We start from the raw sequence: 25,949 nt of genomic DNA, 5'->3' as shown, positions 1-25,949 counted from the left end.
GACAACCTCCTCGGGGTACGGGGAGATCCCGTTGTCCGCACACTCCACCAGCAGTCACATGGTCATATCAACATCCGTCGTTGTCATGAACCATCCCGACCTGATCCTCACGTCGGCAATGATTTTCCATGGCTGAACATCTGGCGAAACTTCCCGCCAAGGACGACAGTGAACGGCAACGATGCCGTTTCCCCGTGGAGCTGCCATGTTCGGAAGACCCCTGCGCGCGGTCGCCCTCGCCGGCCTGACCGCGCTCACCCTGCTCGGCACCACCGCACCCGCCCAGGCCCACGGCCCCCGGCCGGGCGTCACCCACGACGAACAGATCACGTTCCAGGAGTTCTCCCGCTACCCCGACTGGCGTACCGGCACGCACCAGGGCACCCGGGCCGTGCCCGGCCGCCAGCCGGCACTCACCATCGCCCGGCCCGCCGGCACAGGCGAGTTCACCGACGAACACACCGGCACCACCCGCACCTGGGAGTACGCCACCTGGACCTCACCCGAGCGGCGGATCGGTTTCGACGCCACCGAACTCGTCGCGTCCTGGAACGCCAGCACCCCCGCCGGCACCTGGATCCAGGTCGAGCTGCACGGCACCTACAACACCGGGGCCCAGACCCCGTGGTACGTGATGGGCCGGTGGGCCTCCGGCGACCAGGACATCAAGCGGGCCACGCTGGACGGTCAGGGTGACCCCTGGTCGAGCATCTGGACCGACACGTTCGCCGTCGACGACGCCTCGGCCGGGGTGCTGCTGCGCTCGTACCAGCTCCGGCTCACGCTCTACCGCGCGCCCGGACAGGCCGCCGCGCCGCAGGTCCGGATGGTCGGCGCGATGGCCTCGAACGTGCCGGACCGGTTCACTGTCACGCCGAGCCGGGGTGGCATCGCCTGGGGGACCGAGCTGGCCGTGCCCCGCTACTCGCAGAACGTCCACATCGGCGAGTACCCGGAGTACGACGGTGGCGGCGAGGCGTGGTGCTCGCCCACCTCCACCGAGATGGTGGTCGAGTACTGGGGACGTAAACCCTCGGCCGAGGACACCTCCTGGGTCGACCCCGCCTACGCCGACCCGACCGTCGACCACGCCGCCCGGATGACCTACGACCACGAGTACGACGGCGCCGGCAACTGGCCGTTCAACACCGCGTACGCCGCCGGCTTCCCCGGTCTGGAGGCGCGCGTCACCCGCCTGCACTCGCTGGACGAGGCGGAACGGTTCATCAAGGCCGGCATTCCGGTGGTCACGTCGCAGTCGTTCCTGGCCGAGGAGCTGGACGGGGCGAACTACGGCACCTCCGGGCACCTGTTCGTGATCGTCGGCTTCACCGCCGACGGCGACGTGATCGTCAACGACCCGGCGTCGTCGTCGAACGAGGCGGTGCGCAACGTCTACAAGCGCGAGCAGTTCGAGCAGATCTGGCAGCGCACCAAGCGCTACCGGGCCAACGGCACCGTGGCCTCCGGCTCCGGCGGCATCGCGTACCTGATCAAGCCGCTGAACCGCCCCTGGCCCACCGTCCCCAACTCCACCAACTGGTGAGCTGAAAGGAGGGGCCCCTTGTTGACGCCTGGCGTCGAGAAGGGGCTCCTCCTCACCACTCAGCCTCGGGGCTCGCCCGGCGCGTCGGTGGGCTGGTCGTCGCCGGCCAGGGCGGAGCGCAGCCGGTCCTTCTCGGCGCGACGGCGCTCCGCCGCGTCGGCCATCTCCCCGGCCATCTCGTCCCGCCACCCCTTCAGCAGGAAGAACGACAGCGTGGCGGAGAAGACCAACGCCAGCATCAGCCGCAGGAACATGTTCATCTCGACGAACCAGAGGGCCGCCAGCACCGCGACGAACAGCCCGATCCGGCCCAGCGTGTACTTGACCGCCGCGCTCATGCCCGCATTCCCACTCTCTCCGCCGCCTCAGCCCGTCCGCCGGGCCAGCCAGTGCACGCCATGAAACCAGATCACCGCGTAGACCACGGTGAAAACCGCCGCGGCCAGCGCGCCGGTGAACAGCGCCGGCAGCCCCGCGGCCAGCCCGGCCGCCAGCAACCCGGCCAGCACGCCGACCCCGAGCCCGACCAGCGCCGCCAGCACCCGGGCGGCGCCGAACTCCCAGGCCCGGAAGTCGTCCCAGAACAGCCAGAGCGGCAGGATCACCGCCAGCCAGCCGTTGGTCCCCCCGAACCCGCCGGCGCCGACGGCGGCGAACGCCCACTCGAAGAGCAGCAGCGCCAGCACGCCGATGACCAGGCCGGCGAGCGTCACGCCGAGCAGGTCACCGAGCGTCAGGATGCGTCCCTCGGCGTCCCGCCGAGGAAAGCCGCGCTGCTGCTCCCCGGTGCTCGTCGCCGGGTCAGGCCCAGACCTGCCGGTGCTCATCGCCGGGTCAGGCCCAGACCTGCTGCGGCTCGGAGCGGCGCTCGGCCATCGACGGCGCGGCATCGTACTCACGGACGGTCTCGTAGCGGGTGTTCCGCTCCACCGGGCGGAAGCCGGCGTCCCAGATCAGGTGGAGCAGGTCGTCCCGGTGCATGGTGTTCGGCGTGCCGTACGAGTCGGCGTCGTGCGTGATCTTGTATTCCACCACCGAACCGTCCAGGTCGTCCACGCCGAAGTTCAGCGAGAGCTGGGCCACCGAGAGGCCGTGCATGACCCAGAAGCACTTCACGTGTGGGACGTTGTCGAACAGCAGGCGGGAGACCGCGAACGTCTTGAGCGACTCGGCCGGGGAGGCCATCGTGGTGCGGGCCTGAATCCGGTTACGGACCTTGCCGTCCGCCGAGTCGACGAAGTCGTGCTGGTAGCGCAGCGGGATGAAGACCTGGAAGCCCCCGGTCTCGTCCTGCAACTCGCGCAGCCGCAGCACGTGGTCGACCCGGTGCCGGGGCTCCTCGATGTGGCCGTAGAGCATGGTCGACGGCGTCTTCATGCCCTTCGAGTGGGCCAACCGGTGGATCCGCGACCAGTCCTCCCAGTGGCAGGCGTGGTCGACGATGTGCTGCCGGACCTCCCAGTCGAAGATCTCCGCGCCGCCGCCGGTCAGCGACTCCAGCCCGGCGTCCATCAGCTCGTCGAGGATCGCGTCGGCGGTCAGCCCGCTGATCTTCTCGAACCACTGCACCTCGGTCGCGGTGAACGCCTTGAGGTTGACCTTCGGCAGCGCGGCCTTCAGCTCACGCAGCACCTTGGGGTAGTAGCGCCAGGGCAGCGTCGGATGCAGGCCGTTGACGATGTGCAGCTCGGTGAGCTGCTCGTCCTCCATCTCCTTGGCCTTGCGGACCGCCTCGTCGATCCGCATCGTGTAGGCGTCCTTCTCGCCCGGCTTGCGCTGGAACGAGCAGTACGCGCACGACGCGGAACAGACGTTGGTCAGGTTGAGGTGCCGGTTGACGTTGAACATCACCCGGTCGCCGTTGAGCTCCGTACGCCTGTGGTGGGCCAGCCGGCCCAACCAGGTCAGGTCGTCGCTCGCGTAGAGCGCGATGCCGTCCTCGCGGGTCAGCCGCTCCCCCGCGTAGACCTTCGCTTCGAGCTCGCGCTTGAGTCCGGCGTCCATCCGAAAGCCACGTCCTTCCACCTGGGGTCCCGATCGAGCGTACGTCGCGGGTCCGGAGCGCCGCCCGCGCGGTCGACCGCAGCGACCCAGTTCACCGGTCGTCACGCTCCGCACATCGACATCGTTGCGTCGGTGAGGTAAGACAGGGTGGGGCGGAACACACACCAGGGGTCGCCCTGTCTCATCACGCCCACGACGCGTGGCGCGCACCAGACCGGACGGGGAGCGGAATGGTCGACAGCACCAAGGCCCGAAGGCGACGGCGACGCTCACCGGTGATCTCACCGGTGCTGCGCCCGGCGCTCTGGTCCGCCCTGCTCGGGGCGGTCGCGGCTGCGGCGCTCGCGACCCCGGCCTGGGCCGATCCGCTGCCCGACACCATTCCCAGCACCGGGTCCCGGCCGCAGGTGACCGGCCCGCTCCAGCTTCCCACCGTGCCGGGCGCCACCGTCCCCGGCCGACCCGGCGCCACCGTCCCCGGCCAGCCCGGCGTCCCGGTGCCCGGCCTGCCCGGGGCCACCGTGCCCGGCGGCGCACCGGTCCTGCCGGGTGCCACGACCGGCGTCACGAACCCGGCCGACGGGCCGCTGATCGCGCAGATCAACCAGGTCGACGGTCAGGTCGCCCAGCTCGGCGACAACCTCCTGCGGGTCAAGGGTGAGCGGGACGCGGCCCAGGCCGAGCTGACCACCGCCGCCGCCCGGCTCAAGGAGGCCCAGGCCGCGCTGGCCCGGGCCCAGGAGAACGCCAAGAGCGCCGCCGCCGACGCGGTCAAGGCCGACGCCGCGCTGCCGCCCGGCGAGTTCGGCGCCAGCCTGCGCCAGTTCTCCGATCTCCAGCGGATCACCCGGGGCGACAAGGCCGAGGGGGCCACCACGTCGGTGACCGGCGAGCTGCTGCGCGCCACCACCGACGAGCGGGTCGCGCGCGAGGCGCACGCCTCGGTCCAGCGCCGGGTCACCGAGAAGACCGCGGAGTTCACCCGGGTCGAGACCGACCTGCACAAGCAGGAAGCCGCGCTGCTCAAGCTCCGCCGCGACAACGCCGCCAAACTGCTCGACATCGAGCGCCGCGAGGACGCCGCCGAGCAGCGGCTCGGCAACCCGTACGTCGTCAACCAGAGCATCAACGGCCTGGTCGCCGACCCGCGGGCGCTGACCGCCGTGCGCTACGCCCTGGCCCAGTTGGGCGACCCCTACCTCTGGGCGGCGGAGGGCCCGGACCGGTTCGACTGCTCCGGTCTGATGCTCGCCGCCTACCAGTCGGCCGGCTACCGGGGCCTGCCCCGCGTCTCCCGGGACCAGTACTACGCGACCCGCTCCCGCACCGTCAGCCCGACCGCCCTCCTCCCAGGTGACCTACTCTTCTTCGCCTCCGGCGGTAGCTGGAGCAGCATCCACCACGTCGCCATGTACATCGGTAACGGCAAGATGGTGGAGGCGCCGCGGACCGGCGACGTGGTCAAGATCTCGGTGGTCCGGTGGTCCCGGCTCTACGCGGCGACCCGGGTGGTCGGCGCCGTCCCCGGGCCCGCCACGCCGGTGCCGCTCCCGACCGTGCCGGTCAACCCGCCGAAGCCCGGCACCACGCCGAAGCCGACGCCGAAGCCGACGAAGACCGCCACGCCGAAGCCCACGCCGAAGCCGACGAAGACCGCCACGCCGAAGCCCACGCCGACCACGTCCAGTCCGACGCCCACCCCGTCGACGAGCACCAGCCCGACGCCCACCCCGTCGGACACGCCGAGCCCGTCGCCGAGCCGCACCGCCACCGTCGCGCCGTCGTCGACCTCGGCGGAACCGACCGAGAGCGCCGCCGCGCCGTCGAGCAGCACGGCGAAGCCGACGGAGAGCACGGCCGGCAGCAAGTCCGCCAGCCCGACCAGCACCGGCTGACCCAACCGTCCGCTCCGACTGTGTTCCCGGGCCGGAATGTGGCACGGTGAGATCCAGGCACTTCCGGCCGGCGCCACGGTCGGGGGCGAGCGTGGGTGCGGAGGGGCGAGATGGGCGAGCACGAGGTTCCGGCGGAGACGGTCCAACCGGGATCCACGCCCGACCCCGGCGGGAACGCCGACGAGCGCCCGGCGCAGCCGGCGCCGGTCGCCGTCGCGCGGGCCCGGGTCAGCGTGGCCGGCTCGGCCGTAGCGCCGCCGTCGGGCGGGGAACGGCCCGGTCCGCCGGCCACCGCCACCACCTACCGGGCGGGTGCCCCGGCGGAGAGCGTCCCGCCGCTGGACCGCCGCCGCCCCGGGGCGACCGTCTCGCCGCCGTCCAGTTGGTCCGCCTTCGCGGCGGCCGACCGGCCGGCCTCGACCGACGACGACGCCGGTTCGCCGGCCGCCTCGACGCCGCCGACGCCGGTTCCGGTGGCCCCGATCCCGCCATCGCCGGCCGCCCCGGCCCTGGCCGCCCCGATCCCGGCCGCCCCAACCCCGGCGGCCCCAACTCCGGCGGCCCCGACCCCGGCGGCCCCAACTCCGGCGGCCCCAACTCCGGCGGCCCCGACCCCGCTTCCGGCCGCCGCGACGCCGGCACCCGTTCCGACCGTGGACGCCGCCGACCATTCCGGGCCGGCTCCCGACGACGCCGCGGCGGGCCCGACCGACGGCGACTCCCCGGCCACCCCGGCCTCCGGTGCCGCCCCGGCCCCCAGCGCCGCCCGGATCTCCGGCTCCGCCCAGGTGCCCGGCTCAACCCAGGTGCCCGGCTCTGCCCAGGTCTCCGGGGCCGCTCAGGTCTCCGGGGCCGCTCAGGTGCCCGCGCCGCGCGCGGAGTCCCCGGACGCGAGCCGGTACGCCCGCCCCGTCGGCGACGCCGGGCAGCAGCCGGCCGACCGGGTCGCCGGCCGGGTCACGCCCGCGCCACGCACCGACTCCCCGGCAGCGCCCGCCCGGGCCAGCGCTTCGGTACCCGGCCTGAGCCGGGTCTCGGCCGACGAGGTCGCCGTGTCGGTGGCGGCCGCGCCCACCGCCGCGAAGCTCTACCGGGCCGCCCCGGTCAACCCGGAACCGCCGGAGCCCGCCCAGCCGCCGGAGCCGGCGCAGCCGCCGTCCCCGCCGGGCCCCGAGCCCGAGCCGGCTCCGACCCCGGTGCCCGGGCCGACGCCCCCGTCACCGGCTCCGCCCGTACCCGAGCCGGAGCCCCCGCTCCGCCCGACGCCCCCGGTGCCCGCCCCCGTGCCGGCTCCGTCCCCGAATCCGCCCGGACCGAATCCGCCGGGGCCGGTTCCGCCGGGGCCGGTTCCGCCGATGCCCGGGCCACCCGTGCCGCCCCCGGGGCCGGCGGTGCCTCCGCCACCACCGCCGCCCGGCCCGATGCCCGCGCCCCCGTTCCCGCCGCCGCCGGCGATGGCCGGCGTGCCCGGAGCGCAGCCGGTCTGGCCCCCCACGTCCGCGCCGCCGGCCCCGGCCGTCCCGGCGCCGGCGCCGCCGACCTGGCCGCCGCCGGCCGCTTCCGCACGGCAGACCGAAACCGCCCCTCCGGTACGCCCGCAGCTCGGCAGTCAGGACCTGGCCGGAACCGCGTACGGCGGCACGGAGGGCCCGGGCTTCGCCACGGTCGCGCTCCCGCAGAGCAGTCCGTCGGAGAACACCGGTTCGCTGACCGGGCACATCCTGGCCCAGGGCTGGGCCGAGGACACCCCGGCCAGCCGGGCCAGCAACACCAAGGTCATCATCGTGTTGGCCGTCGCACTGACGGCGCTGATCGCCATCAGTCTGCTCGTGGTGTTCCTGGCCAACGACGCGCTGAGCGGCCTGACCGGCACCGTGCTGACGCGCTGACGGGGTGAGCCCGCCCACTACGGCCGCGCGATGCGGTGGCCGTGTCGGTGAAGCGCCGTACACTTGTCGGGATCACTGACCCGGCGCGCCCGACTGCGCGCCCATGGGCGATCTTGCGGGCGATTCGGCGGCGTGACGGTGCCGCGGCAGGCCATCGCGAAGATGCGCCCCGCTCGAAAGGTATTTCTTGACCACCTTCGCTGAATCCAGCATGTCCCCGTCCACCGACCCGATCACCGACGCCCCCGACTTCGCCTCGCTCGGCCTTCCGGCGCAGGTGGTCGACGCGCTCGCCCGGCAGGGCATCACCACCCCGTTCGAGATCCAGCGGGCCACCGTGCCGGACGCGCTCGCCGGCCGCGACGTGCTCGGCCGGGGCCAGACCGGCTCCGGCAAGACGCTCGCCTTCGGCCTGCCGGTGATCGCCCGGCTCGCCGACCGCAACCGGGCCCGGCCGCTGCACCCCCGCGCGCTGGTCCTGGTTCCCACCCGCGAGCTGGCCATGCAGGTCAACGACGCGCTGGTGCCGCTCGGCAAGGCGGTGGGCATCTTCCTGAAGACCGCGGTCGGCGGCGTGCCGTACGACCGGCAGATCGACGCGCTCCGCCGGGGCGTGGAGATCGTGGTGGCCACGCCGGGGCGGCTCGGCGACCTGATCGCGCGCGGTGTCTGCCGGCTCGACGACGTCGAGGTCACCGTGCTGGACGAGGCCGACCAGATGGCCGACATGGGCTTCCTGCCCGAGGTCACCGAGCTGCTGGCGAAGACGCCTGCGGACGCCCAGCGGCTGCTCTTCTCGGCCACTCTGGACAACGACGTCGACTCGCTGGTCAAGCGGTTCATGACCGACCCGGTCACCCACTCGACCGCGCCGGCCACCGCGGCGGTGTCCACCATGGATCACCACATGCTGCTGATCCCGCCGCACGACAAGTTCGCGGTGACGGCGTCCATCGCCGCCCGTGAGGGGCGCACCATGGTCTTCGCCCGTACGCAGCTCGGCGTCGACCGGCTGGTCGAGCAGCTCACCGCGGTCGGCGTACGGGCCGGTGGCCTGCACGGCGGAAAGACCCAGCGGATGCGCACCAGGACGCTTGCCGAGTTCCGCGAGGGCCGGATGAACGTGCTGGTCGCCACCGACGTGGCGGCCCGGGGCATCCATGTCGACGGGGTCTCGCTGGTGCTGCACGTGGACCCGCCGAAGGACCCGAAGGACTACCTGCACCGGGCCGGCCGCACCGCCCGGGCCGGCGAGTCCGGCGCGGTGGCGACCCTGGTGCTGCCGAAGCAGCGCCGGACCACGTTGGCCATGCTGGAGAAGGCGGGCGTCGAGCCGTCCCAGGCTCGGGTCCGCGCCGGCGACGAGGCGCTGGCCGAGCTGACCGGCGCGCGCGAGCCCAGCGGCGTACCGGTCCGCGAGGAGCCGGAGCCCCGCCGTGGCGGCGGCCCCCGCCGCTTCGGCGACCGGGACGGACGCGGCTACGGCGACCGGCCCACCGGCGGACGCAGCTTCGGCGACCGGCCCACCGGCGGACGCGGATACGGCGACCGGCCCAGCGGCGAGCGCCGCTACGGCGACCGGCCCAGCGGCGAGCGCCGCTACGGCGACCGGCCCAGCGGCGAGCGCCGCTACGGCGACCGGCCCAGCGGTGAGCGCAGCTTCGGCGACCGGCCCACCGGCGGACGCGGATACGGCGACCGACCCAGCGGTGAGCGCCGCTACGGCGACCGGCCGACCGGCGAGCGCGGCTTCGGGGACCGGTTCGGTAGCGACCGGACCGACCGGCGCTTCGGCGACCGGCGGTCCGACGACCGCGGTGACCGCTTCGAGGGCCGGCAGTCCGACGACCGGCGCTTCGGCGAGCGGGCGCAGCGCGACCGGACCGGCGGCGACCGGCCGTTCGGGGACCGGCACCGGCCGACCGGCGGGCGCGGCTTCGACCGGGACGACCGGGGACGCGACGACCGCCCCACCGGCGGGCGCGACTTCGGCGAGCGCCGCCACGGGGACCGCCCGCAGGGCGAGCGGCGCTTCGGGGACCGCGACGGCAGCGCCCAGCGGCGCTTCGGGGACCGGGACGGCGGCACCGAGCGGCGCTTCGGGGACCGCGACGGCAGCACCGAGCGGCGCTTCGGGGACCGGGGCGAGGCCCGGCCGGCCGAGCGTCGGGGCGGCTTCCGTCCCGAGGGCCGGGGCCGGGACGACCGGCCGCGCGACGACCGGCGCGGTTTCGGCGGGCGCCCGCCGGCCCGTACCCACTGATCCCGAGCCTCCGGGAGATCACTTCGAACGCCGTCGTCGAGCACCCGCTCGGCGGCGGCGTTCGCGCATCCGCTGCCGGTACCCGGCGGGTCGCGTAACGTCCGGTCCATGCCGAAGTCGCTCTTCTGGGCCCGGACCGACACCGCCGGATCCGAGCACGTCGTGCTCGACGACCGCCAGGGGCTGACCGCGCAGGGCGTGGCGCTGGCCGTGGACCCGATCCCGTACACCTGCCGTTACCGCCTGACGGTCGCGCCGGACTGGTCGACCAGCCGTCTGGAGGTCGACGCGGACGGCGCCGGCTGGGCGCGGAGCGTACGCCTGGAGCGGGGCGGCGACGGGTGGCGAGTGCGTACCGGCGAGGAGGGGGACCTGGACGCGGCGCTGCGGGCGGCCGGGCATCCGCCCGTGGGTCTGCCGGGTACGGATGACCCGGACCGGCTGGCCGAGGCGCTCGACGTCGACCTGGGCGGTTCCCCGCTTACCAACACGCTGCCGATCCGCCGGATCGGGCTGGGCCGGCTCCCCGCCGACCTGGCGACGAGCGTGACGGTGGTGTGGGTGCTGCTGCCCGGCCTGACGGTGCTCCCCGCCGAGCAGGTCTACACCTCGCTGGGACCGGGCCGGGTGCGGTACGCCGGGGACGGGTTCACGGCCGACCTGGAGGTCGACCCGGAGGGCTTCGTGGTGCGCTATCCCGGGCTCGCGGAGCGGGTCGACCCGCGCTGACCGTCGGGCCGGCCGGTCAGGCGCGTAGTCCGCGCAGCAGGACGCCGAGGTAGCGGTCGGCGGCGTCCGCGTCGCTGATCGCCACGGCGTGTTGCACGCCGCACATCAGGCTGCGCAGGTCGTCGGTCGTGATGTCGGATCGGACGGCGCCGGCCTGCCGGGCCCGGTGGAGCAGGTGGTCGAGCGCGTCGAAGAAATCGGCTGCCGGGGCGACGGCGTCGGCGGTGAGGTCGTCGCGGGCGGCCAGCACCTCGGCCAGCGCCGGTTCCTCGCGGAGCAGCCGCAGCCCGGTCGACATCAGCCGCTCGAATCCGGCGACGGGATCGGCGGCTGCGGCGCTCACCCGCGCGTCCGCCGCCAGCCGGGTGAAGCTCTGTGCCGCCAGCGCCTCGATCAGCACCTGCCGGCTGGGGAAGTGCCGGTAGGCGGTGCCCACGCCGACGCCGGCGGCCTTGGCGATCGCGTTCAGCGGCAGGTCGCGGTCGCCGCCGCGTAGCCGGGCACCGGCCACGGTGAGCATCTGCTCGCGGACCCGGGCGGAGTCCGCCCGCAGCCGTCCGCCCGGGCCTGTCGACATGGCGAAAGGATAACTCATCCGCTCGCCTGCTACGCTGGACACAGATCGGATAGATGATCCGATCGGATCGCGCATCCGTTGAGGAGCTGTCATGGCTGTGAGCTGGACCTTCGCCGACATCCCCGACCTGACCGGCCGCACGGCCGTGGTGACCGGCGCGACCAGTGGGCTCGGCCTGGTCGTCGCGCGGCAGTTGACGGCGCACGGCGCGACCGTGATCGCGGCGGTCCGCGACGTGGACAAGGCGGCACGCGTCCTGCCCGGGGTCGAGGCGCGGCGGCTCGACGTCGCCGACCTGGACTCGGTCGCCGCCTTCGCCAGCGGCCTGCACGCACAGGGGCGGTCCCTCGACCTGCTGGTCAACAACGCCGGCATCGGCGGCCACCAGGGCCGCCGGCTCAGCCCGCAGGGCATCGAGATGCAGTTCGCCACCAACTTCCTCGGCCACTTCGCGCTCACCGGTCGCCTGCTCGACCTGATCCGCGACGGCGGGCGCGTCGTGCACGTCGGGTCCGGCCTCTACCGGATCTTCCGGGTGGCGCCGCCCTTCGACGACCCGGCCGCCGAGCGGTCCTACTCGCCCTCGCGGGCGTACGTGACGTCCAAGCTCGCGAACCTGCTCCTCGGCCTGGAACTCGACCGCCGGTTGCGGCGCGCCGGCCGGCCGGTGCAGAGCCTGGTCGCCCATCCCGGGCTGGCGAGAACCGCGTTGAACGACGACATCCGCCGCCCGGCCCTGCGCGCGACGATGGCGGTCCTCCAGGCGCTGATCGGCCGGCCGGCCGAACGCGCGGCGGTTCCGCTGCTGTTCGCCGCCACCGCCCCCGGAGCGCGGGGCGGGGTCTTCATCGGCCCCGGCAACCGGAAGTCGGACGACCGGGTGCACCTCGACCCGGTCGCCGCGCCCGCGAACGACCCGGCTCTGGCCGGCCGACTGTGGGACCGGGCCCGCACCTGGTCCGCTGTCGAGTACCCGCCGGACCTGCGATGACGACCGACGCCGGTCAGGCCGGCCAGGTGCCGTCGTCCAGGAACCGGTCGACGGCGGTGAGGTACGGGGCGAGGTCGAGGCCCTGCCCGGCCACCCACCGGTCGGAGTAGTACGTGTCGACGTAGCGGTCGCCGGGGTCGCAGATCAGCGTCACCACCGAGCCGGTCAGGCCGGCGGCGCGCATCTCGGCGATCAGCCCGAACGCGCCCCAGAGGTTGGTGCCGGTGGAGCCGCCGACCCGGCGGCCGAGCACCGCCGAGCCGGCGCGCATGGCGGCCAGCGACGCGGCGTCCGGCACCTGCACCATCCGGTCCACCACGCTGGGCAGGAAGGACGGCTCGACGCCGGGCCGGCCGATGCCCTCGATCCGGGAGCCACGACCGGTGTGGACCGACCAGTCGCCGGCCTGCCACGCCGGGTAGAACGCGGAGTTCTCCGGGTCCACCACGCACAGCTTCGTGGGCAGCCGGCGGTAGCGGGCGTACCGGCCGATGGTGGCGCTGGTGCCGCCGGTGCCGGCGCCCACCACGATCCAGGCCGGCACCGGGTGCCGCTCCAGCGCGAGCTGCGCGTAGATCGACTCGGCGATGTTGTTGTTGCCCCGCCAGTCGGTGGCCCGCTCGGCGTAGGTGAACTGGTCCATGTAGTGACCGCCGGTGTCCTCGGCCAGCCAACGCGCCTCGATCACCACCTTGGCCGGGTCGCGGACCAGGTGGCAGCGCCCGCCCTGGAACTCGATCTGGGCGATCTTCTCCGGCGAGGTGGAGGCCGGCATGACCGCGATGAACGGCAACCCGAGCATCCGCGCGAAGTACGCCTCGGAGACCGCCGTCGACCCGGACGACGCCTCGACGATCGTGGTGTCCCGGCGGATCCAGCCGTTGCACAGCCCGTAGAGGAACAGCGAGCGGGCCAGCCGGTGCTTGAGCGAGCCGGTCGGGTGCACCGACTCGTCCTTGAGGTAGAGGTCGATCCCCCACGCCCGGGGCAGCGGGAACGGCAGGAGGTGGGTGTCGGCGGACCGATTGGCGTCCGCCTCGACCGTGGCGATCGCCTCGGTGAGCCAGCGCCGGGCGGCCTCGTCACACCGGTCGAGATGAGTCACGCCGGCAACGTTACAAGCGAGGCCGGCTCGCGTCCGTCCGGACCCGGCGCGCCTGCCGGCGCTGCCCGGCCCGGCCGGCGGCGCGCACCACCGGCGTGAGCGCCAGCGCGAGCCGGGGGAACGCGTCGAGCAGCCGGACCTGCGCGCCGCGCCAGCGCGGCAGGCTGACCACCGGGCGCGGCCGGCGGGCCAGCCGGACCGCCCGCGCGGCCACCCGCTCCGGCGTCAGCAGCGAGCCGGTGAAGGACGCCAGCGCCCCGGGGTCGTCGAGCCTGTCGTGCAGCATCGGCGTCCAGATCCCGTCCGGGCACAGACACGACACGTGTACGCCCCGGACGCCGGCCATCCGCAGGTCGGTCAGCGTGCCGAGGCTGAACGCCAGCAGGGCGTGCTTGCTGGCCGCGTACACCGTCTCGCCGGGCGCGGCGATCAGCCCGGCCAGCGAGACGACGTTGAGCACGTGGCCGTGGCCCTGCTCCCGCATGACCGCCACGGCGGCCAGCGTGCCGTTGACCGCGCCGAGCGCGTTGACCTCGATCACCCGCTGCCGGGTTTCGGCGTCCTGCTCCCAGGCGGGGCCGGTGACCAAAATGCCGGCGTTGTTCACCCACAGCCCGAGCCCGCCCGGCCCGCCGGCCGCCTCGGCGGCGACCGCCGCGCAGGCGGCCTCGTCGCGGACGTCGAGCGGGCGGGACCAGCCGCCCAGCGGCCCGGCGACGGCGCCCACCGCCTCGGCGTCGACGTCGGTCAGCAGCACCCGCCAGCCGTCGGCGTGCAGCGCGGCGGCGAGCGCGCGGCCCAGTCCGCCGGCCGCGCCGGTCACCACGGCGGCACCCCGCCCCGAGGTCGTCATCGCCGCACGCTATCCGCCCGCACCGGGCGCGGACCAGACCTGTGCCGGCGCGGGGATGCCCCGGTTCTTCAGGGACGACGTCGGGGCGGCAGAGCCGCGCCGCAGCTGGAGGCCGACGGGCGGCAGAGGTGTCCCCGCGATCCGCCTGCCAACTTGATGGCACAGATGGCTCAGGCCCGTACCTCCAAGATCCCGGTCGACGTCGGGCCGGTGGTCGGCAACCTGGTGGGCAGCCCTGGGGACGGGCGGCGGCGCGCCTGAGTCGTTCGTGCCATCAAGTTGGTAGCGGCGTGACGGCACCAACGTCGCCGGGCGAGGCCGGCGGACGTCCGTCAGGAGGTGGGTGGTTCGAGCGGCTGGGGACGGTTCTCCCACTTGGTCGACAGCGCGATCCCGGTGCGGGTGGAGGCGACCCCGGGCGTCCGGTTCAGCCGGACGATCAGCTGTTCCAGCTCGGCGATGGTGCCGACCCGCGCCTTGAGCAGGAAGGATTCGACGCCGGCCATGAAGTAGCAGGACTCGATCTCGGGGATCTGGCGGAACGCCTCCAGCACGTCGTCGGTGTCCGCGTCGGAGTTCTCCACGATGCCGATCAGCGCGGTGACCCCGAGCCCGATCGCCTCCGGCTCGACCTCGGCGCGGTACGCCCGGATCACCCCTCCGGACTCCAGTTTGCCGACCCGCTCGTGCACGGCCGGGGCGGAGAGGCCGACCTGCCGGGCCAGCTCGGCGTACGACAGGCGGGCGTTGCCCCGTAGCAGCTCCACGAGGGCCAGGTCGATCGTGTCCACGGAGAGTGACCCTATCCTCTGGGCCGTGACCGGAGGCGGACGGCACCCGTTGAACATGACGGTACGTTGCCATTCACAAACGTCCCGTCACGGAGGTTCTACGCCGGTACCATTTCCTAACTTCGCAGTGTGTGCGTATTTCGCGTTTGGCGGACACGCCCGGTCCCTGGTGCTGTAATTGCCATACGTCCCTCATGACGGCTCTGGGCTCGCACCGGCCGGGGGCAGTGTGTTCAGCCGGGGGCTTCGTCGACGCGAGGAGGGGGCTGTGGACACTGGAGATCGCCTGCTGACACCGGGTGAGGTCGCTGCGCTGTTTCGGGTGGACCCGAAAACCGTGACCCGATGGGCAGCGGCCGGCCGGATCGGCAGCATCCGGACTCCAGGCGGGCATCGCCGGTTTCGGGAATCCGAGGTGCGAGCCCTGCTTGAGGGGGAGGGCATGCTGGACGAGGCGGAGGACATGGGCAAGGCCCGCAACATGGGCCCGACCGCTTCGACCGGCCCCGGCCCGGCAAACGCCGGCATGTACTGAGCGAGCGGGCGCGGTCCGGCCGGTGAGGCGGGCCGCGCCCAGGCCGGTGGTGTGCGCCGGTGCCGGCCGCTCCGATGGTGAGCCGGTCAGGCCCGGTCCACGTCCCAGCCCTTCACGTCCCGACGGTCCGCGGCGAGCGTGCCCGACCAGCGCCGGAACAGCGTGTGTTCGACGCCGAGCGCGTCGAGCACCTTCCCGGCCACGAAGTCGACCAACTGCTGCGCGGAGGCCGACGCGCCGGCGCCGTAGAAGCCCGGACTGGCCGGCAGCACCACCGCGCCGGCGTCGTGCAGCGCGATGAGGTGTTCCAGGTGGCTGCGGGTCACCGGGGTCTCCCGGGGCACCACCACGACCGGGCGGCGCTCCTTGAGGTTCACCTCGGCGGCCCGTTGGAGCAGGTCCTTGGAGAGACCGATCGCGATGCCGGCGCAGGCCGCGGTGCTGGCCGGCACGACCGCCATGCCGCGTACCCGGTAGGAGCCGCTGCTCGGGCCGGCGGCCAGGTCACCGGCGGGCCAGTACCGGAGGTCCGCGCCGGTGAGGTCGCGGTCGAGCCACGCGGCCAGGTCCGCGGCCCAGTGCGCGTCCCGGAAGGGCCGGCCGGTCTCGTCGAGCACAGTCAGTCGGGCGGCCCGGGACACGACCAGGTCGACCGCCGCACCGGCGTCCAGCAGTCCCCGGACGACCGCCGCCGCGTACGGGGTCCCGGAGGCACCGGAGACGCCCACCACCCATGGTTCGCGCATGCCGTAAGCCTGCCAGGCCAAATGTCCGGTGGGTCGACGGGGCTTCCCGCCGCATGGGATTCTCTGATTCGGCGATCCACCTCCATGGAAGGGCCGGTGATGACGGCGGCGGTGCTGCGGGCGCTGCGTTCGGACTGCCCCGTCGCGCCCCGGTTCTCCCCCTACGCCGACGAGGTGCAGGGCTGGCTCGTCGACCACCTCGACCAGCTCGGCCTGCCGCTGGATCCGGGCACCCGCCGACGGCTGGCCCGCGCCGGCTTCGCCCGGTACGCCGGCCGGCTCTATCCGGACGCCACCGAGCCCGACCTGCGGGTGCTGGCCGCGCTGTTCACCTGGTTCTTCCTGGTCGACGACGCCTGTGACGGGCCGGACGGGCTGGCCCCGGCGCAGATCCGCGCGCTGCGCGACGGCGCGCTCGCGCTGCTCCGCGAGGGCCCGCGGGCCCGCCACCCGGGGTTCACCGGTCCGCTGCGCCGGCTGCTCGTGCAGGCGTGGCGGGAGCCACGGCACCGGATGCCGGCGCGCTGGCGGCTGCGCTTCGCCGACGCGGTGGCCGACCACCTCGACGGCGTGTCGCGGGAGACGGCTGCCACGTCGGCCGGCCGGACGCCCGGTGTCGCGGAGTACGTCCGGTTGCGCCGGGCCACCTCGGCGGCGTACGTGTCGTACCCGCTGATCGAGTTCGCCGCCGGTCGCCCGCTGCCCGACGCGGTCTACCACCATCCCGCGCTGCGCCGTCACGCGGACCTCGCCAACGACCTGCTCTCCTGGTTCAACGACATCGCCTCGCTGGAGCGGGACCGGGTCACCGGCGGGGGGCACAATCTGGTGCTCGCGGTGGCCGCCGAGCGGGGCGTGCCGTTGCCGGCCGCGGTCGACCTGGTGGCCGCGCACTGGCGCGCCGAGATGAGCCGCTTCATGGCGCTGCGCGCGGCGGTGCCGTCGTTCGGCCCGGCGTTGGACGAGGCCGTCACCATCCATCTCGACGGGGTGGCCGCCGCCGTGCGCGGCACTGTCGACTGGACGATGGAGAGCGCCCGCTACCCGGTCGCCGCGACGCCCTGACCGGCTGACCGGGAACCGGTGACCCGGGAGGTCAGGGGCGCAGGCCGAGCCGGACCACCAGGTCGAGCAGCGCGAGCACGAACAACGCGATGCCGACGAACCCGTTGGCGGTGAAGAACGCCCGGTTGACCCTGCTCAGGTCGGTGGGGCTGACCACCAGGTGCTGGTAGGCGAAGGCGACCGCGGTCAGCGCCAGCCCGATCCACCACAGCCAGCCGAAGCCGACAAGCGCGCCGAACCAGATGAACAGCGCGAACGTCACCACGTGCGCGACCGTGGAGGCGTGCAGCGCGAAGCGCCGGCCGTACCGGGCGGGGACGCTGTGCACCCCGATCTCCCGGTCGATCTCCGAGTCCTGGCAGGCGTAGATCAGGTCGAAGCCGCCGATCCAGAGCCCGACCGCGGCGCCGAGCAGCCAGGCCGGGCCGGACCCGTCGAGCGTGCCGGTGACCGCCAGCCACGCGCCGACCGGGCCGACCGCCTGGGCGACCGCGAGGATGGCGTGCGGCCAGTTGGTGAAGCGCTTGCCGTACGGGTAGACCACCAGCGGCACCACGGCCAGCGGCGCGAGCATCAGGCAGAGCGGGTTGAGCAGCGCGGCGGCGGCCAGGAAGACCACGAGCGCGACGGCCGCGCCGGTCCAGGCCGTCCGCACGCTCACCGCCCCGGTGACCAGTTCCCGGTTCGCGGTACGCGGGTTCCGCGCGTCGATCCGCCGGTCCAGGATCCGGTTGGCGGCCATCGCGAACGTCCGCGCGCCGACCATCGCCACAGTGATCAGCAGCAGGTCGAGCCAGCGCACCCGTCCGCCGTCGACCCGCATCGCGGTCAGCGCCGACAGGTACGCGAACGGCAACGCGAACACCGAGTGCTCGATCGCGACGAGCTTCAGGAAGGACGTGACCCGGCCGGGCCGTTCCGCCACCGCGGTCATCAGATTCCGTACTCCTGCCAGCGCTTGTCGACCAGGGACGTCACCTCGGGGGACATCCGCATCTCCTCCGGCCAGCCTCGCGTGTACCCCTCGGTGGGCAGCTTGCGGGTGGCGTCCACGCCGGCCTTGCCGCCCCAGAACTGCTGGTACGAGGCGTGGTCCAGGTGGTCCACCGGGCCCTCGGTGAGGAGCAGGTCGCGGGCGTAGTCGACGTTGCCGAAGGCACGGAACGCGACCTCGTTGTAGTCGTGCACGTCGCAGTCCTCGTCGACGATCACGATCAGCTTGGTCAGCGACATCATGTGCGCGCCCCAGATCGCGTTCATCACCTTCTGCGCGTGCTTCGGGTAGCGCTTGCGGATCGACACGATCGCGCAGTTGTGGAACACGCCGGCGGCGGGCAGGTCGTAGTCGACGATGTCCGGGATCAGGAACCGCAGCAACGGCGCGAAGATCCGCTCGGTGGCCTTGCCGAGGCCGTGGTCCTCCTGCGGCGGCTGGGACGTGACGATCGAGTGATAGACCGGGTCGCGCTGCATGGTCATGGTCTCGATGTGCAGCACCGGGAACGGCTCCACCGGCGTGTAGAAGCCGGTGTGGTCGCCGAACGGCCCCTCGGGCAGCCGCTCGCCCGGTTCGAGGTACCCCTCCAGCACGACCTGCGCGTGCGCCGGCACCTGCAACGGGACGCTCAGGCAGTCGACCATCTCGACCCGCTCCCCGCGCAGGAAGCCGGCGAACAGGTACTCGTCGATGTCGGCGGGGAGCGGCGCGCTGGCCGCGTACGCGACCGCCGGGTCCGCGCCGATGGCGACCGCCACCGGCAGGCGCTGCCCGAGCCGCTCGGCGACCGCGTGGTGCGCGGTGGAGTTCTTGTGGATCTGCCAGTGCATGCCGAGCGTGTTCCGACCGTGCTGCTGGAGCCGGTACAACCCGAGGTTGCGCTTGCCGGTCTCCGGGTGCTTGGTGTGGGTCAGCCCGAAGTTGTGGAAGATGCCGCCGTCGCCCGGCCACACCTGCAACCCGGGCAGCCGGTTCAGGTCGACGTCGTCGCCCCGGTAGACCACCTGCTGGCAGGGGGCGGTCCGGACCTTCTTCGGCGGCATGGACTTGAGCTGCATGACCTTGCCGAGCCCACCCATCATGCCGGTGAAACCCTGCGGCAGTTCCGGCTTGAGCAGCTCGCCGATCCGCGCGCCGATCTCGTCCAGCGACTCGACGCCGAGCGCCATGGCCATCCGCTTCTCGGTGCCGAACAGGTTGACCGCCACCGGCATCTCGCCCCGGGTGGGCCGCTCGAACAGCAGCGCCGGCCCACCGGCGCGGACGGTCCGGGTGACCACCTCGCTGATCTCCAGCGTGGGGTCGACCGGGACGTCGACCCGCCGCAGCTCACCGGCGCGCTCCAGTGCCGCGAGGAAGTCCTTGAGATCGTCGTACGGAAAGCCACGCCCCATGCCTCCATCCTCCCCCACCCCCCTGAGGTGCAAGGAAGGGCCCCTTGTTAACGCATTCGGTAGAGGCGGGGCCCCCTTTTAACGCCCCGTCGGGCGGGTAGTCGGCGGCATGGGCGACGAACGGGTGCCGGCGGGATTCAGCGAGCAGCGGGTTCAGGTCGGCGACGTGGAGATCAACTACGTCCGGGGCGGTCAGGGGCCGACGCTGGTACTGCTGCACGGCTACCCGCAGTGCTGGCGCATGTGGCGGCACGTGCTGCCGGAGCTGGCGCGCTCCTTCGAGGTGATCGCCCCCGACCTGCGCGGCTTCGGCGACAGCGACGCCCCGCCCGGCGGGTACGACAAGAAGACGGTCGCCGCCGACCTGCACGGGCTGCTCACCGCGCTCGACCTGGCCGGGGACATCCGGCTGGTCGGCCACGATCTCGGCACCATGGTCGCGTACGCCTATGCCGCCGCCCATCCCGACTCGGTCGCCCGGCTGGTGCTCAGCGAGGCGCCGATCCCGGACGAGAGCGTCTATGCCATGCCCGCGCTCACCGCGGCCGGCCCGGCGGTGTGGAACTTCGGCTTCTTCACCGTGCCCAACGGCCTGCCCGAGCAGCTCGTCGCCGGCCGGGAGGCGCTCTGGGTCGACCGGTTCACCGACTCGATCATGGTGAACAAGGGCAGCCTCGGCCCGGACGACATCGAGGAGTACGCCGGTCACCTCAGCGACGAGGCGCACCTTCGGGCCAGCTTCGCCTACTTCCGGGCGTTCGGACAGGACGTCGCGGACAACACGGCCTACCGGGGCACGAAGCTGCCGATGCCGGTGCTGGCCGTCGGCGCGCAGGCCAGCCTCGGCGCCCAGGTGGCCGAGCAGGTGCGCCGGTACGCCGACCGGGTCACCGGCGAGGTGGTCGAGGACTGCGGCCACTGGCTGTTCGAGGAGCAGCCGGCGAAGCTAACCGCCCTGCTGCTGCCGTTCCTCAAGGGTTGACGGGCGGGCGGGTCAGCCCCGGCGGGCCGACTCGACGAACGCGCGCCAGGCGGCCGGACGGAACGTCAGCACTGCCCCGGCGCGGTCCTTGCTGTCGCGGACGGCGACCACGCGCGGCAGGTTGTCGGCCACCTCGACGCAGTCACCGCCGTTGGTGCTGCTCCGGGTGCTGGTGCGCCACCGGGCGCCGGTCAGGTCCGCCATGTCTCCGCCACCTCCGCTAGCAACTCCATCGACTGCCGGGGCGGCAGCGCCTCCCCCTCGATCGACTCCCAGGACGACCGGACCGCCAGCACGTCCTCGGTGTGGTCGATCACCTGGCCCTTGAGTTGATCGTCGAGATAGACGACGTCCTCCCCGGTGGGGAGCGTAGCCAGCACGAAGGCCCCGGCGACACCCGGATATGCGCCGACCGAGGCGGGCACCACCTGGAGCCGGACCCGGGACCGCTCGGTGGCGAGCTTCATCAGCCGCAGCACCTGCTCGCGCATCACCAACGGGCCGCCGACCGGCCGGCGCAGCACGTGCTCGTCCAGCACCGCGACGAGCTGCGGCGGCTTCTCCCCGGTCAGCACCGCCTGCCGCGCCAGCCGGGCCTCCACCCGCTGCTCTACCTCCGCCTCCTGGAACAGGCCGACGCTGCGGAACAACGCGCGGGCGTACGCCGAGGTCTGCAACAGCCCCGGCACCACCGTGCTCTGGTACGACCGGAGCACGGTGGCCTGCCGCTCGTTGGCCTCCCACGCCCGCATCCACTGCGGCGACCCGAACCGGGTCAGCATGCGGCCGAACGCGCCACCGGTGTCGAGCGCCACGTCGGCCCGCTCCCAGAAATCCGGCGGCGGCTTGCGCGCCCCGGTCTCGACCATCGCCACGGTCGACGGCGAATAGCTGATCGCCTTCGCCAGGTCCTCCTGGGTCATCTTCCGGGCCGCGCGCATGTGCCGCAGCTCCTCGATCAGCACCTGTAAGCGCTCGTCCATCCGCACGCCCTCCTCACGGCCGCGTTCCGGGTGTCTCACCGACCTCACCGACCACCCGGCCCGACACACTGGGTGACCATACGCCTTCCGCCAGTAGTCCCGCCGTCCCGAAACTGGGCGCAGCGGAATCGTTCGGATCCGACCCGAAAGGACGGACGAAACCGCGGAGGGGCCGTCCGGTTCGTCGGCGGCGGACGGCCCCTCCCTCCAGCCCGGCGATCGAGGAGAGGACCGTGCGATGACACGACGGCACGACCCGCACCGGCCACTGTGGCTCTGCCGGGCCTGTGGCGGCCCGTGGCCGTGCGGCACCGCCCGACTCACCCTGCTGGCCGAGTACGGGGACAGCCGCGTCACTCTCTGCGTCTATCTCGCCGGGATGCTCTACACCGCCGTGGAGGATCTGTGCCGGCTCGCCCCGCAGGACGCGCCGAAGCCCGCCGCGCTGCACGAGCGCTTCCTCGGCTGGGCCGCCCCGCGCCGCCCCCGACGCGAAGGAGGGGGCCCCGGTTAACGCCTCCGGTAGAGGCGGGGCCCCCGCTTGACGCCCGCCGCCTTTTCGCCCGCCGCCCGCTTCAGGCGGCCGGCTCCCAGGCGTACCGGTGCAGGGGCGCGTCGAGCGGCGCGGCGGTGAGCCGGTTCGCGAACGTCGAGATGGTGTAGGTCCCGACGCCGAGCACGACGTCCAGCGCGTGCCGTGGCTGCCAGCCGGCGGCCAGGAACGCGCCCAGTTCGGCGTCGGGGACCGCGCCCCGGTGGTCGAGCACGGCGACGGTGAACCGGCGCAGCGCCTCCAGCCGGGGCTCGGGCAGCACGCCGCCGGCCCGCAGCGCGTCGATCAGCTCGGGCGCGGCGTCCTGCCCGGCGAGCGTGGCGGTGTGCATGGCCACGCAGAGGTGGCATTCGTTGCGGGTGGCGACCGTCAGCACGACCACCTCCCGGGCGACCGGGTCGAGGTCGGTGGCCTCGAAGGCGGCGTTGGCGGCGAGGAAGCCCTTGAGCAGCTCCGGTGAGCCGGCCATCAGGCCGACGGCGGCGGGCAGGTGGCCCAGCTTGCGGTGGACGCCGGCCATGACCGGGCGGGCGGCGGCCGGTGCGGTGTCGGGTTCGTACGCGGTGAAGCGGGACATCCGCGGTCCCCTCTCGTAAGATAGTCAACGTGGTTGACCAAACCGTAAACCAGGTTGTCGAACATGGCAACGCCTGACCGCCCCGGCTTCGCGCTGCCGCTGCTCCTGCTGGCCGGCTTCCGTACGCTCGTCGACGACCTGCACGCCGAGCTGGCGAGGCACGGGCACCCCGAGCTGCGACCGGCGCACGGCTTCGTCCTCCAGGCCGTCGGACCAGCCGGCACCACCGCCTCGGACCTCGGGCAACGCCTCGGCGTCTCCAAGCAGGCCGCCGGCAAGACGGTCGACCGGCTGGTCGCGCTCGGCTACCTGGAACGCGTGGACGACCCCGCCGACGCGCGCCGGAAACTGGTCCGGATGACCGCCCGGGGCCACGACGGGCTACGTCGCTCGGCGGTCGTCTTCGACGCGCTGCGCGACCGCTGGGCGGCCACGCTCGGCGCGGAGCGGGTCGCGGCCATCGAGGACGACCTGCGCCGGATGGTCCCCGCCGACGTGTTCCGCCTCGACGTCCCCGGCTGGTTCGGCGCGTGAACCTCAGTGGCGGCGGAGCGCGAGAGGGGCACCCGACCGGAGGCCGGGTGCCCCATTCTGAACACCACTACCGGAAGATGACGTCACTTCTGTTGACCTTGCAGTTGGCGTCGTTCCAGCCCTCGCCGAGGTAGCTGGGTTCGCTGCCCTTGGCCACGCCCTTGTACTTGCCGCAGATGACCGCCGAGCCGATCACGACCACGCGGGTGATCGTCGCGGTGTCGTTCCAGTTGCTGTTGATGCCGGCGAGCATGTCGATGTCGTTGACGAGGACGTTGTCGACACGCACGTGGCGGGTGTACGAGGTGGAGCAGTTGCCGCAGGCGCGGTACAGCTTGCCGGACCCCTTGAGGTAGAAGCCGGAGATGCTGACGGTGCCGTTGCCGTTGTGCTGGAAGGTCTTGTCGCTGCCGCTGCGCGCGCCGCCACCGATGACGTAGGACGTACCGCCGTTGGTCTGCTTGAAGGTGGCGGCGTCCTCACCGATGTCGTTCCACCACACGTTGCGCAACGTGCAGGTGCCCTCGCAGTGCACGCCGTCACCGGCGGGCGAACCGAGGATGACGTTCTGGAGCGTGCCCCCGTTGGCGATCTTGAACATCGGGTCCTGCGACTCGCCCTGCCCACCGTCACCCATGCAGCAGTAGGTCTTCATTCCGCCGTCGAAGGTGCCGGAGACGTTGACCGTGCTCGAGATGTTCACCGAGCCGGCCGACGACGGCCACGCACCCGTCGGCGTGCCCGGGTTGCCTGTCGGGCCGGACGTCGGACCGCTGGTGGGGCCACTGGTCGGGCTGGTGGTCGGGGTCGACCCGCCGCTGGAGTACGTCTCGAACTCGGCGATTCGCGGGGTGCCGGACGCGCTGGTGATGACGAAGGAGATCTTCTTCAGCGACGTCGAGGAGAAGTTGATGACGCTCGGGGCGCTGCCGCCGCTGGCCAGGACGGAGCCCGTGTCGTAGTTCTTGAGTTGCCAGCCGCTGATCGAGCCGCCGCCCGAGGCCTGCACGATGACGGCCGAGGACACCGTGGTGGCGCTGCCCCACTTCACCGAGACCGTGCCGGTCGAGCCGCTCGGCGACCAGTAGGTGCCGGCGTTGCCGTCGATGACGTTGCCGTAGCTGGTGCCACTGGCCTTGCTGGAGCCGTCGGCGCCGGCGCCGAGGCTCAGGTTCGTGGCGGCCGATGCGCTGGGGACCTGCAACGCCAGCGCGACGACGGCGCCCGCGACCGCAGCGGCACCGCCGGTCAGCCACCGAGTGGCGACTTTGTGTCTCATCCGGTTTCACCTTTCAAGCGTGTGTACCCTGTGTTAGAAAGCGCTTTCAGATAAACCATAGACAGCTATCGATGTCAAGGCAAGGGCCACCCTCCGTCATGCTGGACGTCCTCACCTCCGACCCGCCGCCGTCACGGCCCTCTCGTCGTCGGTGACAGTCATGTCACGCGCCCCCACGTCAACTGGGTTCCCGCAACGAGGCGGCCGGTCCGCCCGGACGGGCACGGGCGAACGGCCGTGGAAATCGGAGATCCCATGAAAAGGCTCGCTCTCCAGGCCGGGCTGGCCGCGTTGGCCCTCACCGCCGCGCTGCTCGCCGGCGCGCCCCCGGCCTCGGCCGCCACCACCACCGTCCCGTTCGCCGCGAGCCAGGACAGCTACGTCAGCTCGTCCAGCCCGAACGCGAACTTCAACAACACCAACTCGCTCGTGGTCGGCGCCGCCCCGGTCCGCATCTCCTACCTCCAGTTCAACCTCACCCGGCTGACCGACCCGGTCTCCACCGCCCGACTGCGGCTGCACGTGCAGAACACCGCCAACGCCCCCAGCCCCAACGGCGGCACCGCGCAGGAGGTCGGCACGTCCTGGTCGGAGAGCACGCTGACCTACGCCAACCGGCCGGCGTCCGTCGGCGCCCCGCTCGGCTCGCTCGGCACGGTCCGGAGCAACACCTGGTACGAGCTGGACGTCACCAGCGCGGTCACCGGCAACGGCGTGGTCGCGTTCTCGCTCTCCTCCACCAACCCGGACGGCGCGTTCTACGACAGCCGGGAGTCCGGCACGTACGCGCCGATGCTGATCGTCACCACCGGGCCGCCGCAGACCGGGGACAACGTGCTGCTCAACGGCGGTGACATCTCCGCGTGCAGCACCACCGGCGCCAACCAGACCGCGCAGATCATCGCCCGCGAGCCCGGCACCGTGATGGCCGGCGGCGACCTGACCGACAGCGGTACGGCGGCACAGCTCGCCAACTGCTACGGCCCGACCTGGGGACAGTTCAAGAGCCGCACGAAGCCCATCCTCGGCAACCACGACTACCTCACCGCCGGCGCGGTCCCCACGTTCAACTACTTCGGCGCGGTCCTGCCGCCGGGCAAGGGCTACTACTCCTTCGACAAGGCCGGCTGGCACATCGTGGTGCTGAACTCCAACTGCTCGCACGTCGGCGGCTGCCAGGCCGGCTCGCCCCAGGAGAAATGGCTGCGCGCCGACCTGGCCGCGCATCCGAACCAATGCACGCTGGCCCAGTACCACCACCCGCTGTTCAGCTCCGGCGGCCGGACGACGGCGGCCGTCCGCCCACTCTTCCAGGCGCTCTACGACGCGGGCGCCGAGATCGTCATCAACGGCCACAACCACCAGTACGAGCGGTTCGCCCCGCAGAACCCCTCCGGCGTCGCCGACCCGACCCGGGGCATCCGGGAGTTCGTGGTCGGCACCGGGGGCCGGCCGCTGATGAAGACGTTCCCCGAGCCGGCGGCGAACAGCCAGGCCAGGAACGGGACCACGTTCGGGGTGCTCAAGCTGACGCTCTCGCCGAACGCCTACACGTGGCAGTTCCTACCGGTGGCCGGCGCGACGTTCACCGACTCCGGCAGCGGCACCTGCCACTGACCCACCGTCACACCCTCCTCATAGGATCGCGGACGCCGGCCGCT

The 25,949-nt window shown here is 73.0% G+C and carries 26 protein-coding genes; 12 read left to right on the top strand and 14 right to left on the bottom strand.

The annotated features are described in order from the left end of the window. Nucleotides 1-205 precede the first annotated feature (205 nt). Entirely contained in the window at nucleotides 206-1,546 is a 1,341-nt protein-coding gene (locus tag AB0B02_RS26955; protein ID WP_357304838.1) for a C39 family peptidase, read from the top strand. A 59-nt stretch (nucleotides 1,547-1,605) separates the two neighbouring features. Here the strand turns inward: AB0B02_RS26955 and AB0B02_RS26950 are convergent, their stop codons facing one another. Genes AB0B02_RS26950 through mqnE form a run of 3 tightly spaced genes read right to left on the bottom strand, consistent with a single transcriptional unit; the run spans nucleotide 1,606 to nucleotide 3,550 of the window. After that, nucleotides 1,606-1,884 (bottom strand): DUF4229 domain-containing protein, encoded by a 279-nt coding sequence (locus AB0B02_RS26950; RefSeq protein WP_281943650.1) that lies wholly within the window; start codon nucleotides 1,882-1,884, stop codon nucleotides 1,606-1,608. A 27-nt stretch (nucleotides 1,885-1,911) separates the two neighbouring features. After that, a complete protein-coding gene (locus tag AB0B02_RS26945) occupies nucleotides 1,912-2,373 on the bottom strand; it encodes a hypothetical protein (protein ID WP_357304835.1) in 462 nt (153 codons plus the stop codon). 7 nt (nucleotides 2,374-2,380) lie between these two features. Continuing rightward, nucleotides 2,381-3,550, bottom strand: a complete 1,170-nt coding sequence (gene mqnE / locus AB0B02_RS26940) for an aminofutalosine synthase MqnE (protein ID WP_281943652.1) — start codon at nucleotides 3,548-3,550, stop codon at nucleotides 2,381-2,383. A gap of 230 nt (nucleotides 3,551-3,780) precedes the next feature. Here mqnE and AB0B02_RS26935 point away from each other — a divergent pair, with 230 nt between their 5' ends. The 4 genes from AB0B02_RS26935 (at nucleotide 3,781) to AB0B02_RS26920 (ending at nucleotide 10,326) form a co-directional block, all read left to right on the top strand. Further along, nucleotides 3,781-5,445: a C40 family peptidase gene (locus AB0B02_RS26935; RefSeq protein ID WP_281943653.1), complete on the top strand. Its 1,665-nt coding sequence runs from the start codon at nucleotides 3,781-3,783 to the stop codon at nucleotides 5,443-5,445. Nucleotides 5,446-5,555: 110 nt separating this feature from the next. Further along, nucleotides 5,556-7,334 (top strand): hypothetical protein, encoded by a 1,779-nt coding sequence (locus tag AB0B02_RS26930; protein ID WP_357304830.1) that lies wholly within the window; start codon nucleotides 5,556-5,558, stop codon nucleotides 7,332-7,334. Nucleotides 7,335-7,521: 187 nt separating this feature from the next. Further along, nucleotides 7,522-9,597 (top strand): DEAD/DEAH box helicase, encoded by a 2,076-nt coding sequence (locus tag AB0B02_RS26925; protein ID WP_357304827.1) that lies wholly within the window; start codon nucleotides 7,522-7,524, stop codon nucleotides 9,595-9,597. Nucleotides 9,598-9,705: 108 nt separating this feature from the next. Next, nucleotides 9,706-10,326 (top strand): putative glycolipid-binding domain-containing protein, encoded by a 621-nt coding sequence (locus AB0B02_RS26920; protein ID WP_357304824.1) that lies wholly within the window; start codon nucleotides 9,706-9,708, stop codon nucleotides 10,324-10,326. Between the two features lie 16 nt (nucleotides 10,327-10,342). On the opposite strand, the gene AB0B02_RS26915 is transcribed toward AB0B02_RS26920, so the two are convergent. Next, the gene (locus tag AB0B02_RS26915; protein WP_357304821.1) at nucleotides 10,343-10,903 is read right to left on the bottom strand and encodes a helix-turn-helix domain-containing protein; all 561 of its coding nucleotides are present in this window, start codon (nucleotides 10,901-10,903) and stop codon (nucleotides 10,343-10,345) included. 91 nt (nucleotides 10,904-10,994) lie between these two features. Here AB0B02_RS26915 and AB0B02_RS26910 point away from each other — a divergent pair, with 91 nt between their 5' ends. Beyond that, nucleotides 10,995-11,894 carry an SDR family NAD(P)-dependent oxidoreductase gene (locus tag AB0B02_RS26910; protein ID WP_357304818.1) on the top strand — a complete coding sequence of 300 codons (900 nt, stop codon included), beginning with the start codon at nucleotides 10,995-10,997 and terminating at the stop codon, nucleotides 11,892-11,894. A gap of 13 nt (nucleotides 11,895-11,907) precedes the next feature. Here AB0B02_RS26910 and AB0B02_RS26905 read toward each other — a convergent pair whose 3' ends face one another. The 3 genes from AB0B02_RS26905 to AB0B02_RS26895 all read right to left on the bottom strand — a co-directional run bounded on the left by AB0B02_RS26905 (nucleotide 11,908) and on the right by AB0B02_RS26895 (nucleotide 14,643). Next, nucleotides 11,908-12,999, bottom strand: coding sequence for a PLP-dependent cysteine synthase family protein (locus AB0B02_RS26905; protein WP_281943659.1), 1,092 nt, complete (start codon nucleotides 12,997-12,999; stop codon nucleotides 11,908-11,910). 10 nt (nucleotides 13,000-13,009) lie between these two features. Continuing rightward, nucleotides 13,010-13,852 (bottom strand): SDR family oxidoreductase, encoded by an 843-nt coding sequence (locus AB0B02_RS26900; protein WP_357304815.1) that lies wholly within the window; start codon nucleotides 13,850-13,852, stop codon nucleotides 13,010-13,012. Nucleotides 13,853-14,184: 332 nt separating this feature from the next. Further along, nucleotides 14,185-14,643, bottom strand: a complete 459-nt coding sequence (locus AB0B02_RS26895) for an Lrp/AsnC family transcriptional regulator (protein WP_281943661.1) — start codon at nucleotides 14,641-14,643, stop codon at nucleotides 14,185-14,187. A gap of 268 nt (nucleotides 14,644-14,911) precedes the next feature. On the opposite strand from AB0B02_RS26895, the gene AB0B02_RS26890 reads away from it, so the two are divergent. Further along, nucleotides 14,912-15,178, top strand: coding sequence for a BldC family transcriptional regulator (locus AB0B02_RS26890; protein ID WP_013473529.1), 267 nt, complete (start codon nucleotides 14,912-14,914; stop codon nucleotides 15,176-15,178). Between the two features lie 86 nt (nucleotides 15,179-15,264). On the opposite strand, the gene AB0B02_RS26885 is transcribed toward AB0B02_RS26890, so the two are convergent. After that, entirely contained in the window at nucleotides 15,265-15,924 is a 660-nt protein-coding gene (locus AB0B02_RS26885; RefSeq protein ID WP_357304810.1) for a UbiX family flavin prenyltransferase, read from the bottom strand. Between the two features lie 99 nt (nucleotides 15,925-16,023). On the opposite strand from AB0B02_RS26885, the gene AB0B02_RS26880 reads away from it, so the two are divergent. After that, nucleotides 16,024-16,989, top strand: a complete 966-nt coding sequence (locus tag AB0B02_RS26880) for a terpene synthase (protein ID WP_281943824.1) — start codon at nucleotides 16,024-16,026, stop codon at nucleotides 16,987-16,989. Nucleotides 16,990-17,020: 31 nt separating this feature from the next. On the opposite strand, the gene mqnP is transcribed toward AB0B02_RS26880, so the two are convergent. Beyond that, entirely contained in the window at nucleotides 17,021-17,923 is a 903-nt protein-coding gene (mqnP, locus tag AB0B02_RS26875; RefSeq protein ID WP_357304807.1) for a menaquinone biosynthesis prenyltransferase MqnP, read from the bottom strand. Beyond that, nucleotides 17,923-19,380: a menaquinone biosynthesis decarboxylase gene (locus AB0B02_RS26870; protein WP_281943664.1), complete on the bottom strand. Its 1,458-nt coding sequence runs from the start codon at nucleotides 19,378-19,380 to the stop codon at nucleotides 17,923-17,925. The genes mqnP and AB0B02_RS26870 overlap by 1 nt, the downstream gene beginning before the upstream one ends. 109 nt (nucleotides 19,381-19,489) lie before the next feature. On the opposite strand from AB0B02_RS26870, the gene AB0B02_RS26865 reads away from it, so the two are divergent. Next, nucleotides 19,490-20,362, top strand: a complete 873-nt coding sequence (locus tag AB0B02_RS26865; RefSeq protein WP_357304803.1) for an alpha/beta hydrolase — start codon at nucleotides 19,490-19,492, stop codon at nucleotides 20,360-20,362. Nucleotides 20,363-20,374: 12 nt separating this feature from the next. Here the strand turns inward: AB0B02_RS26865 and AB0B02_RS26860 are convergent, their stop codons facing one another. After that, the gene (locus AB0B02_RS26860) at nucleotides 20,375-20,566 is read right to left on the bottom strand and encodes a DUF397 domain-containing protein (protein WP_107154631.1); all 192 of its coding nucleotides are present in this window, start codon (nucleotides 20,564-20,566) and stop codon (nucleotides 20,375-20,377) included. Continuing rightward, entirely contained in the window at nucleotides 20,554-21,345 is a 792-nt protein-coding gene (locus tag AB0B02_RS26855; RefSeq protein ID WP_357304800.1) for a helix-turn-helix transcriptional regulator, read from the bottom strand. The genes AB0B02_RS26860 and AB0B02_RS26855 overlap by 13 nt, the downstream gene beginning before the upstream one ends. A gap of 238 nt (nucleotides 21,346-21,583) precedes the next feature. Between AB0B02_RS26855 and AB0B02_RS26850 the strand changes: the two genes are divergently transcribed. Next, a complete protein-coding gene (locus tag AB0B02_RS26850) occupies nucleotides 21,584-21,859 on the top strand; it encodes a hypothetical protein (protein ID WP_357304797.1) in 276 nt (91 codons plus the stop codon). A gap of 61 nt (nucleotides 21,860-21,920) precedes the next feature. Here AB0B02_RS26850 and AB0B02_RS26845 read toward each other — a convergent pair whose 3' ends face one another. After that, entirely contained in the window at nucleotides 21,921-22,475 is a 555-nt protein-coding gene (locus AB0B02_RS26845) for a carboxymuconolactone decarboxylase family protein (protein WP_357304794.1), read from the bottom strand. Nucleotides 22,476-22,538: 63 nt separating this feature from the next. Here AB0B02_RS26845 and AB0B02_RS26840 point away from each other — a divergent pair, with 63 nt between their 5' ends. Further along, nucleotides 22,539-23,009 carry a MarR family winged helix-turn-helix transcriptional regulator gene (locus AB0B02_RS26840; RefSeq protein WP_357304791.1) on the top strand — a complete coding sequence of 157 codons (471 nt, stop codon included), beginning with the start codon at nucleotides 22,539-22,541 and terminating at the stop codon, nucleotides 23,007-23,009. 67 nt (nucleotides 23,010-23,076) lie between these two features. Here the strand turns inward: AB0B02_RS26840 and AB0B02_RS26835 are convergent, their stop codons facing one another. After that, nucleotides 23,077-24,288: a pectate lyase gene (locus tag AB0B02_RS26835; protein ID WP_357304788.1), complete on the bottom strand. Its 1,212-nt coding sequence runs from the start codon at nucleotides 24,286-24,288 to the stop codon at nucleotides 23,077-23,079. 255 nt (nucleotides 24,289-24,543) lie between these two features. On the opposite strand from AB0B02_RS26835, the gene AB0B02_RS26830 reads away from it, so the two are divergent. Beyond that, a complete protein-coding gene (locus tag AB0B02_RS26830) occupies nucleotides 24,544-25,905 on the top strand; it encodes a DNRLRE domain-containing protein (RefSeq protein ID WP_357304785.1) in 1,362 nt (453 codons plus the stop codon). The last annotated feature ends 44 nt before the right edge of the window (nucleotides 25,906-25,949 follow it).

Origin of the sequence: Micromonospora sp. NPDC049240 (assembly GCF_040647835.1) — a bacterium.
Taxonomy (GTDB): Bacteria; Actinomycetota; Actinomycetes; order Mycobacteriales; family Micromonosporaceae; genus Micromonospora.
The sequence above is the reverse complement of the archived record's forward strand: the minus strand, read 5'-3'. Positions and strand labels throughout refer to the sequence as shown.